The sequence below is a fragment of the Micromonospora sp. WMMB235 genome, assembly GCF_001855515.1.
GTDB classification, from domain to species: Bacteria; Actinomycetota; Actinomycetes; order Mycobacteriales; family Micromonosporaceae; genus Micromonospora; species Micromonospora aurantiaca.
This window is the reverse complement of the sequence record NZ_MDRX01000001.1, coordinates 1,419,519-1,434,842: the sequence shown is the minus strand read 5'-3', so window position 1 is coordinate 1,434,842 and position 15,324 is coordinate 1,419,519. Positions and strand designations below refer to the sequence as shown.

5 protein-coding genes are annotated in these 15,324 nt (G+C 74.1%); all 5 read left to right on the top strand.

The annotated features are described in order from the left end of the window. The first annotated feature begins 4 nt into the window (after window positions 1-4). Genes BFV98_RS06275 through BFV98_RS06255 form a run of 5 tightly spaced genes read left to right on the top strand, consistent with a single transcriptional unit; the run spans window position 5 to window position 15,233 of the window. Window positions 5-5,455, top strand: a complete 5,451-nt coding sequence (locus BFV98_RS06275) for a type I polyketide synthase (protein WP_071095326.1) — start codon at window positions 5-7, stop codon at window positions 5,453-5,455. Between the two features lie 32 nt (window positions 5,456-5,487). Next, window positions 5,488-6,441 carry a TauD/TfdA family dioxygenase gene (locus BFV98_RS06270; protein WP_013285949.1) on the top strand — a complete coding sequence of 318 codons (954 nt, stop codon included), beginning with the start codon at window positions 5,488-5,490 and terminating at the stop codon, window positions 6,439-6,441. A 1-nt stretch (window position 6,442) separates the two neighbouring features. Beyond that, window positions 6,443-6,631 carry an MbtH family NRPS accessory protein gene (locus tag BFV98_RS06265; RefSeq protein ID WP_013285950.1) on the top strand — a complete coding sequence of 63 codons (189 nt, stop codon included), beginning with the start codon at window positions 6,443-6,445 and terminating at the stop codon, window positions 6,629-6,631. Continuing rightward, entirely contained in the window at window positions 6,628-9,747 is a 3,120-nt protein-coding gene (locus BFV98_RS06260) for a non-ribosomal peptide synthetase (RefSeq protein WP_071095325.1), read from the top strand. Before BFV98_RS06265 ends, BFV98_RS06260 begins: the two co-directional genes overlap by 4 nt. Further along, window positions 9,747-15,233, top strand: coding sequence for a non-ribosomal peptide synthetase/MFS transporter (locus BFV98_RS06255; protein ID WP_071095324.1), 5,487 nt, complete (start codon window positions 9,747-9,749; stop codon window positions 15,231-15,233). The genes BFV98_RS06260 and BFV98_RS06255 overlap by 1 nt, the downstream gene beginning before the upstream one ends. Window positions 15,234-15,324: the final 91 nt, after the last annotated feature.

Genomic DNA, 15,324 nt, shown 5'->3' with positions numbered 1-15,324 from the left:
TCCCATGCAGAACGACATTCCCGCCGACGACGGCGTCGAGCCCATCGCCATCGTCGGGCTCGCCGCCCGCCTCCCCGGCGCGGCCGACGTCGACGAGTTCTGGCGCAACCTGGTCGACGGCGTGGAGTCGACGACCGAGCTGACCCGCGAGGAGCAGCTCGCCCGCGGCGCCCAGCCGCAGGAGGTCGACGACCCGGGCTGGGTCAACCGCGCCCCGCTGGTGGACGGCTACGACCAGTTCGACGCCGGCCTGTTCGGGATGACCGCCCGCGAGGCCGAGATCACCGACCCGCAGCACCGGCTGTTCCTGGAGACCTGCTACACCGCGTTGCAGAACGCCGGCTACGACCCGGGCCGCTACGACGGCGCGGTGGGCGTGTACGCCGGCACCGGCGGCAACACGTACCTGCACCGCAACGTGTTCCGCAACAAGCGGGTCGGGGGGAACCCGCACGGCGCCGTCTCGCTCGCCACCGGCAACTCGCCGAACTACGTGGCCACGAACGTGTCGTACCGGCTGGACCTGCGCGGCCCCAGCATGACCGTGCACACCGCCTGCTCCACCTCGCTGGTGGCGTTCCACCTGGCCTGCGAGGCGCTGCGCAACGGCGAGTGCGACATGGCCCTGGCCGGCGGCGTCAACATCGAGCTGCCGCACGTCGGCTACCTCGGCATGGACGGCTTCACCTCGCCGGACGGGCGGTGCCGGCCGTTCGACGCCGGAGCGAACGGCACGGTGTGGGGCAGCGGCGTCGGCGTGACGCTGCTCAAGCGGCTCTCCGACGCGATCGCCGACGGCGACACCATCCGCGCGGTCGTGCTCGGCAACGCGATCAACAACGACGGCGCCGCGAAGGTCGGCTTCACCGCCCCCAGCATCGACGGGCAGATGGAGGCCGTCGCCCAGGCCGTCGAGCTGGCCGGCGTCGACCCGCGCAGCATCAGCTATGTGGAGGCGCACGGCACCGGCACCGCGCTCGGCGACCCGATCGAGGTCGCCGCGCTGTCCGCCGTCTACACCAAGGACACCGACGAGCGCGGCTGGTGCGGCATCGGCTCGGTGAAGTCGAACATCGGCCACCTCAGCCAGCCCTCCGGCATCGTCAGCGTGATCAAGACGGTGCTGGCGATGGAGCACGGGCTGATCCCGCCGACCATCAACTACGAGACGCCGAACCCGGCCATCGACTTCGCCGACACCCCGTTCTACGTGGCGAACACGCTGACCAAGTGGGACACCGACGGCGGACCGCGCCGGGCCGGCGTCAGCTCCTTCGGCATCGGCGGCACCAACGCCCACGTGGTGCTGGAGGAGGCCCCGGCCGCGGGGCGGCACGAGCCGTCCGCCCGCCCGGCGCACCTGCTCCAGGTGTCGGCGAAGACGCCGACCGCGTTGGACACCGCCGTGCGGCGGCTCGCCGACCACCTGGAGAGCGGCAGCGACGTGGCGCTCGCCGACGTGGCGCACACGCTGCGCGTCGGCCGCCAGGTGTACGCCCACCGCGCCGCTGTGGTCGCCGGTGACCCGGCGTCCGCCGCCGCCGCGCTGCGCGAGCGGCGCAAGGGCCACCGGGGCGTCGCCGACGGCCCCGCGCCCCGGGTGGCGTTCCTGTTCAGCGGCCAGGGCTCGCAGTACGCCGGGATGGGCGCCGAACTGTACGCGCAGGACAGCGCGTACGCCGCCGCCGTCGACGAGTGCGCCGAACTGCTCCGCCCCGAGCTGGGGCTGGACATCCGCGACCTGATCCTCGGCCGCGACCCGGAGGCGGCGGACAAGCTCACCGAGACCCGCTACACCCAGCCCGCCCTGTTCACAGTCGAGTACGCCCTCGCCGCCGCCTGGCGGGCCGCCGGTGTCACCCCGGCCGCGATGATCGGCCACTCCATCGGCGAGTACGTCGCCGCGACGGTCGCCGGGGTGCTCGACCTCGCCGACGCGCTGCGCGTGGTGGCCGCCCGGGGCCGCCTCATGCACTCCCTGCCCGCCGGCTCGATGCTGGCGGTCACGCTCGACGAGTCGGAGGTGACCGGCAAGCTGCCCGAGGGCCTGTCGGTGGCCACGGTCAACGGCCCCGGCACCTGTGTGGTCGCCGGTGAGACGGCGCTCGTGGAGGAGTTCGCGGCGAGCCTCGGCGGCAAGAACAAGTCGAAGCTGCTGCGCACCTCGCACGCGTTCCACTCGCCGATGACGGACCCGATCCTGGACGAGTTCACCGCGCTGATGGCCACAGTGCCGCTGCGCGCCCCGGCGGTGCCGTTCGTCTCGAACGTGACAGGCACCTGGATCACCGAGGCGCAGGCCACCGACCCGGCGTACTGGGCCGCGCACCTGCGCCGCCCGGTCCGCTTCGGCGCGTGCGTGGCGACGCTGCTCGCCGAGGGCACCTGGGCGCTCGTCGAGTGCGGCCCCGGCCGGCAGCTGGCCAACCTGGCCCGGATGCAGATCGCCAAGGCCGGCGAGGCACAGCGCGCGCTGACCCCGCTGGGCAGCCTGCCCGGCCCCGGCGAGCAGACCGGTGACGTGGCCGCGCTGCTCGGCACGGCCGGCGCGCTGTGGTGCGCCGGGGTGCCGGTGAGCGTCCCGGCCGACCCGCACGCGCGGCGGGTGCCGCTGCCCACGTACCCGTTCGAGCGGCGCCGCTACTGGATCGACCCGGACCCGGAGCAGGAGCTGGCCGCGGCGCCCGTCGAGACCGGCCCCCGCCCGCTGCCGGAGTGGTTCGCGGTGCCGGCGTGGCGGCAGGCCCCGCCGGTCCGCACGGCCGAGCCGCTGGGCCGCTGCCTGGTGCTGGCCGACGGCCCGCGCGGCGAGGCGCTCGTGGCCGCGTTGCGCGCCGCCGGCGACGACCCGGTCGAGGTACGCGCCGGCGAGGCGTTCACCGCCACCGCGAACGGCTTCCGGCTGCGCCCCGGCGTACGCGCCGACGCCGAGGAACTGGTCGCCGCGCTCGGCGCCGACCTGCCCCGGCGGATCGTGCACGCGTTCGCGCTCGACGGCGACCCGGCCGGCACCGACGCGGCGGCCGCCTGGGCGGCGCAGGAGCGCGGCTTCTTCGGCGCGCTGCACCTGGTGCAGGCCCTGGCCGGCGCCGGTGTGACGGCCGACGAGGCGGGCGTCCGCCTGGACCTGGTCACCGCCGGCATCGGCGACGTACGCGGCGACGACCTGACCCGCCCGGAGCACGCCACGCTGGCCGGCCTGGCCCGGGTGCTCCCGGCCGAGCTGCCCGGCCTGACCGTGCGGCTGCTCGACACCGACCCGGCCGCGCGCGGCGTGGCCGCCCTGGTGGCCGAGCTGCGCAGCCCGGTCGACGCCGAGCACCCGGAGGTGGCGCTGCGCGGCGACCGGCGCTGGCTGGCCGGCTACGAGCAGGTCACAGTTGCCGCCGAGGACGAGCCGGGCGTGCTGCGCGAGGAGGGCCGGTACCTGATCACCGGCGGTCTCGGCGGCATCGGCGTCACCCTCGCCGAGGACTTCGCCCGCCGGGTCCGCGCCAAGCTGGTCCTGCTGGCCCGTTCCGGGCTGCCCGAGCGGGACGAGTGGGACGCGCACCTCGCGGTGCACGGCGGCGCCGACCGGGCCGGGCGGGCCATCGCGGCGATCCGCCGGATGGAGGCCGCGGGCGCCGAGGTGCTGGTGCTCGCCGCCGACGTCACCGACGCCGACGACCTGCGCCGGGTCCGCGACGAGGCGGAGCGCCGGTTCGGCGGGCTGGACGGCATCGTGCACGCCGCCGGTCTGCCCGGCGGCGGCATGGCCGAGGTGAAGGACCGCGACGAGGCGCGGCGCGTGCTGGCCCCGAAGCTGGCCGGCACCCTGGCGCTGGCCCGGGTCTTCGGCGACCTGCCGCTGGACTTCGTCGTGCTCTGCTCCTCGATCACCGCGGTGATCGGTGGGTTCGGCCAGGTCGACTACTGCGCCGCGAACAACTTCCTGGACGCGTTCGCGCGCTCCGGCACCGGGTTCCGCGCGCCGGTGGTGTCGCAGAACTGGGGCGGCTGGGCCGAGGTCGGCATGGCGGTGGAGACCGCCGCGCCTGCCGCGTTCCGGGCCGCCGGGCGGGACACCGTCACCACGGCGGTCACCCACCCGGTGCTCACCACGATGGTGGCCGGCCCGGACGGGACGGTGCTGCACGGCCTGGTCTCGGCCGACACCCACTGGCTGCTCGACGAGCACCGGATCGGCGGGGTGCCGGTGGTGCCGGGCACCGCCCACCTGGAGTCGGTGCGCGCCGCGGTGGTCGCCGCGCTGCCCGCGCCGGGACCGGACGCCGCGGTGGAGCTGCGGGACGTGGTGTTCCTGGAGCCGTTCTCGGTGCCGGACGGCACCGTGGCCCAGTACCGGGTCGAGCTGACCCCGGCCGAGGACGGCACCGACTTCGCCGTCGCCAGCCTTGCCGCCGGCCAGGCGCGCACCCACGTCCGCGGCACCGCCGGGTGGACCACCGACGCGGCGCCGCCGGCCGCCGTGCCCGCGGTGGCCGGGCGGCGGGTCGACGACGACGCCTCGTTCGGCCGGGGACGCACCAGCATGCTCACGTTCGGGCCGCGCTGGGCGGCGCTGGCCGAGCACCACCTCGCCGACGGCGAGGAGCTGGCCCGGGTGCAGGCACCCGCCGCCGCGGTCGGCGACCTGCCCTCCTGGGGCATGCACCCGGCGCTGCTGGACGTGGCCACCGCGTTCGGCCGCGGGCAGGGCTCCGGCACCTACCTGCCGCTGTCGTACGGCCGGATCGTGGTGCGCGGCGCGCTGCCGGCGACGTTCCACAGTCACCTGCGGCACCGGCCCGCCGCCACCGACGAGGTGGTCGCCGCCGACCTGTCGCTGCGCGACCCGGACGGGCGGGAGCTGGTCGCGATCAGCGACTTCGTGCTGCGCCGGGTCGACCAGGAGGCGGTCACCGGCAACCTGGCCGAGGCCCCGGCGGCGGACGCGGACGCCGCGGCACCGGTCACCGAGGACATCCGCCCGGTCGACGGCGCGGAGGCGTTCCGCCGCAGCCTCGCCGCCGGCCTCGGCGCCCAGGTGGTGATCACCACCCGCACCGTCGCCGACATCCGGCGCCGCGCGGCCCGGGTCACCACCGACAGCCTCGCCGAGGAGACCGACGCGCCGGCCGGCCCGGCCGGGGTCACCGGCGGCGGCTCGGCGGCGCCCGGCACCGAGCTGGAGAAGACGATCGCCCAGGTGTGGCGCGACGGCCTCGGCGTCACCGACGTCGGCGTGGACGACGACTTCTTCGCCCTCGGCGGCAACTCGCTGGTGGCCGTGCAGCTCATCGCCGCCATGCGCAAGGCGACAGGCGTACGGCTGCCGATGCGCAGCCTCTTCGAGACCCCCACGGTGGCCGGCCTGGCCGCCCGGATCGAGGAGCTGCGCGCCGAGGCGCCCGCCGACGCACCGGCCGCCCCGGCGGCGATCCCGGCCATCCCGCGGCTGCCCCGCGGCTGACACCCCCGACCAGAACCAGGAGACACCGCACCATGAGCGAGACAACCACGACGCTGCCGGTGGTCGTCGAGAGCGACGGCCGGGCGCTGACCGACCTGATCACGGCCCGGCGTGCCGAGCTGCGGGACACCCTCGTCGCGAGCGGAGGGCTGCTGTTCCGCGGCTTCGACGTGGGCGGCGTGGACGGCTTCGACCAGGCCGTCCGCGCACTGGCCGGCGAGCCGCTGACCTACACCGAGCGCTCCTCGCCCCGGCACTCCATCAAGGGCCGGGTCTACACCTCGACCGACTACCCGCCGGACGAGGAGATCTTCCTGCACAACGAGAACTCGTACCAGGCGCGCTGGCCGCTGACGCTGTTCTTCTACTGCGTCACGCCGCCGCAGACCCAGGGCGCCACGCCGCTGGCCGACGTGCGCCGGGTGTACGAGCTGATCGACCCGGCGGTCCGCGAGGAGTTCGTCCGCCGCCGGTGGATGCTGGTGCGCAACTTCCACGGCGACTTCGGCACCCGCTGGCAGGAGGTGTTCAACACCGAGAGCCGCGCCGAGGTCGAGGCGTACGCGGCTGACAACGGGATCACAGTGGAGTGGGTCGGCAAGGACGGCCTGCGTACCCGCGCGGTCCGCGACGCGGTGCACCACCGGCCCGGCTCGGACACCCCGCGCTGGTTCAACCACGCCACCTTCTTCCACCTCAGCACCCTGCCTGCCGACTACCAGGAAGGGCTGCTGGCCATGTTCGGCGCCGACGGGCTGCCGTCGAACACCTACTACGGCGACGGCGGCGAGATCCCCGCCGACGTCATGGACCACCTGCGCGCCGCCTACCGGGCCGCGACGGTCCGCTTCGACTACCAGCGCGACGACGTGCTGGTGGTGGACAACATGACCGCCGCGCACGGCCGGGAACCGTTCACCGGTCCCCGCAAGATCGCCGTGGCGATGGCCGAGCCGTACACCCCCGAGAACGCAGGAGCGAACTGACATGGCCGAACCCCGATTCCTGGTCGTCCGCAACGACGAGGAGCAGTACTCGATCTGGTCGGCCGACCGGGACCTGCCCGCCGGCTGGCACGACACCGGCTTCGCCGGCAGCCGTGAGGAGTGCCTGGCCCACGTCGACGAGGTCTGGACCGACATGCGTCCCCGCTCGGTGCGCGAGGCCCTCTCATGACGCAGGAGTGGACCTTCCCGGCCTCCTACGCCCAGGAGCGGGTGTGGATGGCCAACCAGCTCGACGCCGGGTCACCGGTGTTCAACGTGTCCTTCCCGTGGCTGTTCCCGGCCGACGTGGACGCGGACACGGCCGGCGACGTGGTCAACCGGGTCATCGCCCGGCACGAGGCGCTGCGTACCCACCTGCGGACCGACGACGGCGCGCTGGTGCAGGTCGTGCGCGCCCACGAGCCGGCGCCGCTGCCCGTCACCGACATCACCCACCTGCCGGCCGGTGAGCAGCGGGCCGAGTTCGAGCGCATCCGCGGCGAGATGGCCCGCACGCCGATCCCGCTGGACGCGGCGCCGCTGTGGCGGGCCCGGCTGATCCGGATGGAGGAGGGGCTGGCGCTGGCGTTCGTGGTGCACCACGCCGTCTTCGACAGCCACTCGGCGGTGCTGCTCCACGCCGAGCTGGTCGCGTTCTGCGAGGCCGCGCGCACCGGCGCCGAGCCCGCCGTGCCCGAGCTGCCCATCCAGTACGCGGACTTCGCGGTCTGGCAGCGCCAGCAGCTCACCGGCGAGGAGCTGGACCGGCAGCTCGCGTTCTGGACCGGTCACCTGGCCGGCGCTCCGGCGGTCACCGGCCTGCCGCTGGACCGGCCCCGCCCGGCCCAGCTCGGCTTCGCCGGTGACGAGGTGCGCTTCACGCTGCCCGACGGGCTGCTGGACCGCATCGGCGCGCTGGCCACCGGCGCGCAGGCCACCCCGTACATGGTGCTGCTGGCGGGTTTCGCGGCGCTGCTGTCGCGGATCTCCGGCGACGCCGACGTGGTGGTCGGCGTCTCCACCGCGGGCCGGGACAACCCGGAGCTGACGCCGCTGATCGGCATGTTCGTCAACCCGGTGGCGCTGCGCTGCGACGTCTCCGGCGACCCGGCGTTCGCTGCGCTGCTGGGCCGCGTCCGCAACGGCCTGATCGACGCCATGGAGCACGGGCAGACGCCGTTCCAGAAGATCGTCGAGGCGGTCGATCCACAGCGTGACCCGTCGGTGCAGCCGATCTTCCAGACCGCGCTGAACTGGATCCCGGACTCCGGCCTCGACCCGGTCGAGCTGGGCACGACGAAGGACGACCTGGCCTTCGACATCACCACCGGCGACTGCCGCCTGGTGTACCGCACCGAGCTGTTCGACCGGTCCACCGCCGAGACCGTGGTCCGCCGCTACGTACGGCTGCTCGCCGCCGCCGTCGCCGAGCCGGAGCGTACGGTCGGCGCGCTGCCGCTGCTCACCGACACCGAGCGGGAACGGGTGCTCGGCGCCTGGAACGACACCGCCCACGACGTGCCGGTGACCACTGTGGTCGACGAGGTGCAGCGGCAGGCCGCCGCCACCCCGGACGCGGCGGCGCTGGTCTGCGACGGCGTGACGCTCGGCTACGGCGAGCTGAACACCGCCGCGAACCGGCTGGCCCGGCTGCTGGTGGCGCGCGGCGCCGGCCCGGAGACCCGGGTCGCGCTGGCGCTGCCCCGCTCCTGCGATCTGGTCGTGGCGATGCTGGCGGTGCTCAAGGCCGGTGCCGCGTACGTGCCGGTGGACACCGCGTATCCGGCCGGCCGGATCGCGTACCTCGTGGAGGACGCCGCGCCCGCGCTGGTGGTGACCGCGCCGGACACGGCCGGCCTGGTGCCCGGCGACGCGCTGGTGCTCGACGGCGAGGTCGGCTCGGACCAGTCCGGCGACGACCTCACCGACGCCGACCGGGTCGCGCCGCTGCGCCCGGAGCACCCGGCGTACGTGCTCCACACCTCCGGCTCCACCGGCCGCCCGAAGGGCGTGGTGGTCGAGCACCGGGCGGTCACCGCGTACCTGGCCTGGGCCCGCGCCACCTACCCGGGGCTGGCCGGGGTGGCGCTGCTGCACTCGCCGGTGTCGTTCGACCTGACCGTCACCGGTCTGCTCGGCACGCTCACCGCCGGCGGCACGGTACGGCTCGCCGCGATCGACGAGCCCGCCGCCCGCGCCGGTGGCCGGCCCGCGTTCCTCAAGGTCACGCCGAGCCACCTGCCGCTGCTCGACGGCGAGCTGTCGCCGACGGCCGACCTGGTGATCGGCGGCGAGGCGCTGACCGGGGAGCAGCTCGCCGCCTGGCGGGCCGCGCACCCCGACGTGGCGGTGATCAACGAGTACGGCCCGACGGAGGCCACAGTGGGCTGCGTCGCGGCCCGCATCGCCCCGGGCGAGCCGGTCCCGGCCGGTCCGGTGCCGATCGGCATGCCCACCTGGAACACCCGGGCGCTGCTGCTCGACGCCGCGCTGCGGCCGGTGCCGCCGGGCGTGGTGGGGGAGCTGTACGTCACCGGCACCCAGCTCGCCCGCGGCTACCACGACCGGCCCGCCCTGACCGCCGAGCGGTTCCTGCCCTGCCCGTACGGCCCGCCCGGCGCCCGGATGTACGCCACCGGCGACCTGGCCCGCTGGCGTGCCGACGGCACGCTGGACTACCTGGGCCGCCGCGACGACCAGGTCAAGGTGCGCGGCATGCGGATCGAGCTGGGCGAGGTCGAGGCGGCGCTGCTGGCCCACCCGGACGTGCGCGCCGCCGCCGCTGCGGTCCGCACCGACGGCGGTGAGCCGACGCTCGTCGGCTACCTGGTGGGCCCGGCCCACGAGGACTCGGTCCGTGCCGAACTGGCCCGCGAACTGCCCGCGCACCTGGTGCCGGCCGCTCTGGTCCGGCTGGACGCGCTGCCGCTCACGCCCAACGGCAAGCTGGACCGCGCCGCGCTGCCCGCCCCGGCGGCGGCCGAGCAGGCCCAGGACAGCTACGTCGCGCCCCGCACCGAGGCCGAGGGTCTGGTCGCCGAGGTGTACGCCGAGATCCTCCAGGTGGAGAAGGTCGGTGCCCTGGACGACTTCTTCGCCCTCGGTGGCAACTCGCTGCGCGGCATGCGGGCGATGGCCCGGATCCGCGCCGAGGTGGACGTCGACCTGCCCATGCGGGCGCTGTTCAGCAGCCCCGTGGTGGCGGAACTGGCCGCCCAGATCGAACAGCGGATCGCCGCCGAAATCGACGGGCTCTCCGACACCGAGGTCGCCGCGCTGCTCGCGGCGGAAGAGGGAACCAACTGATGACCGACCTGAAGGATCCGGCCCGCGAGGCGGCCCGGCAGGCGCTGATCGCCCGACGGCTACGCGCCCGCCAGACCGCCCCCGCGGCCCGGATCACCCCCCGCCCGTCCGGCGCGGAGGTGCCGCTGTCCTACGCCCAGGAGCGGGTCTGGTTCATGGACCAGCTCGCCCCGGGCGAGGCGGCGTACCACATCGCGGTGCCGCTGCGGGTACGCGGACCACTCGACGTGGACGCGCTGCGCGCCGCCCTGACCGCGCTCGCCGACCGGCACGAGTCGCAGCGCACCCGCTTCCCGGCCGACGCCGACGGCCGTCCCACAGTGGTCGTCGCGGACACCGCCGACGTGCCGCTCACAGTGGTGGAGGCGCCCGACGAGGCCGCCGCGCAGGCGCTCGTCGACGCGGCGGCGGCCGAGCCGTTCGATCTGGCCAACGGGCCGCTGCTGCGGGCCCTGCTGATCCGGCTGACCGCCGACGACCACGTGCTGTTCCTCGCCCAGCACCACATCGTCGGCGACGGCTGGTCGGTGGACGTGCTGCTGCGCGACCTGATCACGCTCTACCGGGGCGGCGAGCCGCCCGCCCTGCCGATCCAGTACGGCGACTTCGCCGTCTGGGAGGCCCAGGAGCTGGACGGCCCGCAGGCCCGGGCGCACGTCGACTACTGGAAGCAGCAGCTGGCCGGCATCACCCCGCTGGAACTGCCGCTGGACCGGCCCCGCCCGGCCACCCAGACCTACCGGGGTGACTTCGTCGAGTTCCAGCTCGACCCGTCCGCCACCGAGACGCTCAACGCGCTCACCCGGGACAGCGGCGGCACCCTGTTCATGACGCTGCTCGCCGCGTACCAGGTGCTGCTGGCCCGGCACGCCGGCCAGGACGACTTCGCCATCGGCGCGTCGGTGGCCGGCCGGTCCGCGCCGGAGCTGGAGAACGTCGTCGGCATGTTCATCAACATGCTGCCGCTGCGCGCCGACCTGGCCGACGATCCGACGTTCGCCGAGCTGCTGGAGCGCACCCGCCGTACCGTGCTCGACGGGTTCGAGCACGCCGAGGTGCCGTTCGCCAAGGTGGTCCACGAGCTGGGCCTGCCGCGCGACGTCAGCCGCTCCCCGGTGTTCCAGACCATGTTCGTGCTCCAGAACTACGAGATGGGCCGCTTCCGCGGCGTGTCCCGCACCGACGAGGTCACGTTCTCCTGGACCCCGATGGAGTTGCAGGCCACCCGGTTCGACTTCGAGCTGCACGCGGTGGAGACCGTCGACGGGCTCTGGGGCAAGCTGGTCTTCAACACCGACCTGTTCGACCGGGCCACGGTGGAGCGGATGGCGCAGCGGTGGACCGCGCTGCTGGACGCGGTCGTCGCCGCGCCGGACACCCCGGTGTCCCGGCTGCCGCTGCTGCCCGCCGCCGAGCGGGACCTGCTGGCCGCCTGGAACGACACCACAGCCGACTTCCCGCGCACCGAGACGCTGCACGGCCCGATCGAGGAGTGCGCCGCGGCCACCCCGGACGCGGTCGCGGTCACCATCGACGGGCACAGCCGCACGTACGCCGAGCTGAACGCGCAGGCCAACCGCGTCGCGCACCGGCTGCGCGCGGCGGGTGTCGGCCCGGAGACCCTGGTCGGGGTCTGCGCGGAACGGTCGGTGGAACTGGTCGCCGGCCTGCTCGGCGTGCTCAAGGCCGGCGGCGCGTACCTGCCGCTGGACCCGGAGTACCCGGCCGACCGGCTCGCGTTCATGGTCGGCGACGCGGACGCGCCTGTGGTGCTGATCCAGTCGCACCTGCGCGACGTGCTGCCCGACACCGGCGCCACCGTGCTCGAACTCGACGACGCCTCGGTCTGGGCCGACCGGCCCGACACCGACCCGGCACCGGCCGCCGGGCCGGAGAACCTGGCGTACGTCATCTACACCTCCGGGTCCACCGGCCGCCCGAAGGGCGTGCCGAACACACACCGGGGCATCGTCAACCGGCTCGACTGGATGCAGAAGACGTACGGCCTCGGCGCCGACGACGCGGTGCTCCAGAAGACCCCGGCCAGCTTCGACGTGTCGGTGTGGGAGTTCTTCTGGCCGCTGCGCACCGGCGCCCGCCTGGTGCTGGCCAAGCCCGGCGGCCACAAGGACGCCGGCTACCTGCGTGACCTGCTGGTGTCCGAGCGGATCACCACCGCCCACTTCGTCCCCTCGATGCTGACCGTCTTCCTCGCCGAGGACGGCGTGGAGGCGGCCACCGCGCTGCGGCGGGTGATCTGCTCCGGCGAGGAGCTGCCGCTGGCCTCGGCCACCGACTTCACCGCCCGGCTGCCCTGGTGCGGCCTGCACAACCTGTACGGCCCGACCGAGGCGGCCATCGACGTGACCGCCTGGGCGTGCGAGCCGGACCGGCTCGCGCAGGTGACGAGCGTGCCGATCGGCGCGCCGATCGCCAACCTGCGGCTGCACGTGCTCGACCCGTCCGGCGCGCAGTGCCCGGTCGGCGTGGCCGGTGAGCTGCACATCGGCGGTGCCGGGCTGGCCCGCGGCTACCACCGCCGACCCGCGCTGACCGCGGAGAAGTTCGTCCCCGACCCGTTCTCCGCCGAGCCGGGCGCTCGCCTCTACCGCACCGGCGACCTGGCCCGCTGGGTCGTCGGCCCGGACGGCGCCGGGGTGATCGAGTTCCTGGGCCGCATCGACCACCAGGTCAAGCTGCGCGGTCTGCGCATCGAGCTGGGCGAGATCGAGAGCGCGCTGCGCGATCAGCCGGGCGTCACCGAGGCGACGGTGATCGTCCGCGAGGACAGCCCGGGCGACAAGCGGCTCACCGCGTACCTGGTGGGGGAGGCCGAGCACGCCGCGCTGAAGGCGGCGCTGAAGGACACGCTGCCCGAGTACATGGTGCCGGCCGCGTTCGTCACGCTCGACGCGCTGCCGCTGACCCCCAACGGCAAGCTGGACCGCAAGGCGCTGCCCGCGCCGGTGGTCACCCGCGAGGCGTCGGTGGCGCTTGTGGAGCCGCGCGACGACACCGAGCGGGCGCTCGCCGCGATCTGGTCCGAGGTGCTGGGCGTGGACACGCTCGGCATCGACGACGACTTCTTCGACCTGGGCGGGCACTCGATGCTCGCCACCCAGGTCGTCGCCAAGATCCGTAAGGCGGAGCTGGGCGGCCGGGCGGTCGGCGTGATGGACCTGTTCCAGCAGCGCACCATCCGCGACCTCGCCGCGTTCATCTCCGGCGACGCCGCGCAGGAAGGGCCACGCCGGCTGCTCTACGAGCTGACCAAGCCGATCCCGGCGGGCAGGCGGGTGCTGACGTACGTCTGCGTCCCGTACGGCGGCGGCAGCGCCATCGTCTACCAGCCGCTGGCCGACGCGCTGCCGGCCGGGTACGGGCTGTGGTCGCTGGCGATCCCCGGCCACGACGTGGGTCTGAGCGAGGACGCGCTGCCGTTCGACGAGCTGACCAGCCGGGTGGCCGACGAGATCCTGGAGCGGGTCGAGGGGCCGATCGCCCTGTACGGCCACTGCGGCGTGGGCAGCGCCATCCTCGCCGACGTGGCCCGCAAGGTCGAGGCGGCCGGCCGGGAGCTGGAGGCCGTCTACATCGGCGCCATGTTCCCGTTCGCCCGCCCGAAGGGCGTGATCGCGGCGCTCCGCGACCGCCTCGAGCGGCTCAGCAGCAACAGGCACTCCGCGAGCTGGCTCAAGTCGATGGGTGTGGACACCGACGAGCTGGACCCGGAGCAGGCCGACCGGATCATCAGCAACATGCGGGCCGACTCCCGCGCCTCGGAGGAGTACTTCACCCGGCTGCTGGACCAGCAGGCGACGAAGCTCCGGACGCCGATCATCTCGGTGGTCGGCTCCGAGGACCCGGTGACCGACTACTACCGCGAGCGGTACGCCGAGTGGCAGTTCCTCAGCGACACGCTCGGCCTCGTCGTTCTCGACCAGGCCGGGCACTTCTTCCTCAAGTACCGCGCCGAGGAACTGGCCGAGATCGTCACGCAGGTGCACCCGGCGGTGGTCGCCGGTGACGTCAGCGCGCTGACGCCGGAGGCCCGGGGTGAGGACGCCGGCTGGGTGGTGGCCGACACGCTGCGGGTGGGCGAGGACCGCAAGCCCACCAAGACGGTCAAGCCGAGCATGGGCCGGTTCATGGCCATCACGACCGGTCAGCTCATCTCCAGCACCGGTTCCGCGCTGACCGCGTTCGCGCTGCCGATCTGGCTGTTCAACCGCACCGGCTCGGTGGCGAACCTCGGCCTGCTGTGGGCGCTCGCGCTGATCTGCGGCGTGCTCATGCTGCCGGTGGCCGGCGCGCTGGTCGACCGGGTCAGCCGGCGCCGGATCATGATGACGGCGAGCTGCTTCGCCGGGTCCGTCCAGCTCGTGCTGGCGGCCCTGTTGTGGACCGACAACCTGGTGCTCTGGCACATCTACATGCTGGTGGCGCTCAGTTCGGTGGCCGGTTCGTTCCAGCGGATCGCGTTCCAGTCGGCGGTGCCGCAGCTGGTGCCCAAGCGCTACCTCGGGCACGCCATGGGCATCACCCAGCTGTCCACCGGTGTGGCCACGCTGCTCATGCCGGCGTTCGCGGCCGGCCTGCTCGCCACCATCGAGCTGAAGGGCATCCTGCTGGTCGACGTGGCCAGCTACGTGTTCGCGGTGCTCACCCTCGCCGTGGTCCGCTTCCCGGACGCGCTGGGCTGGCGGCCCCGGGAACGGCTGCTGGTGGCCATCGCCAACGGCATGCGCTACTCGTGGCGGCACCGCGGGTTCCGGCTGATGCTCGGCTACTTCGCGCTGGGCAACATCTTCCTGGCGCCCGCGCTGGTGCTCATCACGCCGCTGGTGCTGTCGTTCGGCAGCCCGACCCAGGTGGCGCAGGTGGCGCTGGCCGAGGCGGTCGGCGCGGTGCTCGGCGGCGTGCTGATGTCGCTGTGGGGCGGTCCGCGCAAGCGCCGGATGATCGGCGTGCTGATCGGCAACCTGGGCACCGCGATCGGCTGCGTGCTGATCGGCCTGGACGCGTCGGTGGCGATGATCTGCGTCGGCTTCTGCTGGCTGGCCATGTCGATGACCACCGCGCAGTCGATCTACGCGACGATCGTCCAGGTGAAGGTGCCGCAGCGCTTCCACGGCCGGGTGTTCAGCCTCAACCAGACCATCTCCTGGTCGACGCTGCCGATCGGGTTCGCGCTGCTCGCGCCCGGCGCCACCGCGCTGTTCGAGCCGATGCTCGCACCCGGTGGGGCGCTGGCCGGTTCGGTGGGCGCGGTGATCGGCACCGGACCGGGCCGGGGCATCGGTTTCGCGTACATCTGCTTCGGCGCGGCGCTGATCCTCATCACGCTGGGCGGGTTCGCGATCCGGCTGCTGCGCCGGTTCGACCTGGAGGTGGAGGACTCCCTGCCGGACGACCTGATCGGCGCCCAGGAGCGTGAGAAGCGCCTGGCCGCCAAGGCCGAGAAGAAGGAACTCGTCTCGGTCTGACCCCGCCTCCCATCAGGTTGATCAAGGAATTCGCGTCGGTTCCGGGCTTCCGGCCGGCGCGAACTCCTTGATCACCGGGGCTAGCATCGGT

Excerpts from the sequence above, each read along its gene's own strand:
- BFV98_RS06275 (WP_071095326.1), top strand. The coding sequence starts at position 5 with ATGCAGAACGACATTCCCGCCGACGACGGCGTCGAGCCCATCGCCATC.
- BFV98_RS06270 (WP_013285949.1), top strand. The coding sequence starts at position 5,488 with ATGAGCGAGACAACCACGACGCTGCCGGTGGTCGTCGAGAGCGACGGC.
- BFV98_RS06265 (WP_013285950.1), top strand. The coding sequence starts at position 6,443 with ATGGCCGAACCCCGATTCCTGGTCGTCCGCAACGACGAGGAGCAGTAC.
- BFV98_RS06260 (WP_071095325.1), top strand. The coding sequence starts at position 6,628 with ATGACGCAGGAGTGGACCTTCCCGGCCTCCTACGCCCAGGAGCGGGTG.
- BFV98_RS06255 (WP_071095324.1), top strand. The coding sequence starts at position 9,747 with ATGACCGACCTGAAGGATCCGGCCCGCGAGGCGGCCCGGCAGGCGCTG.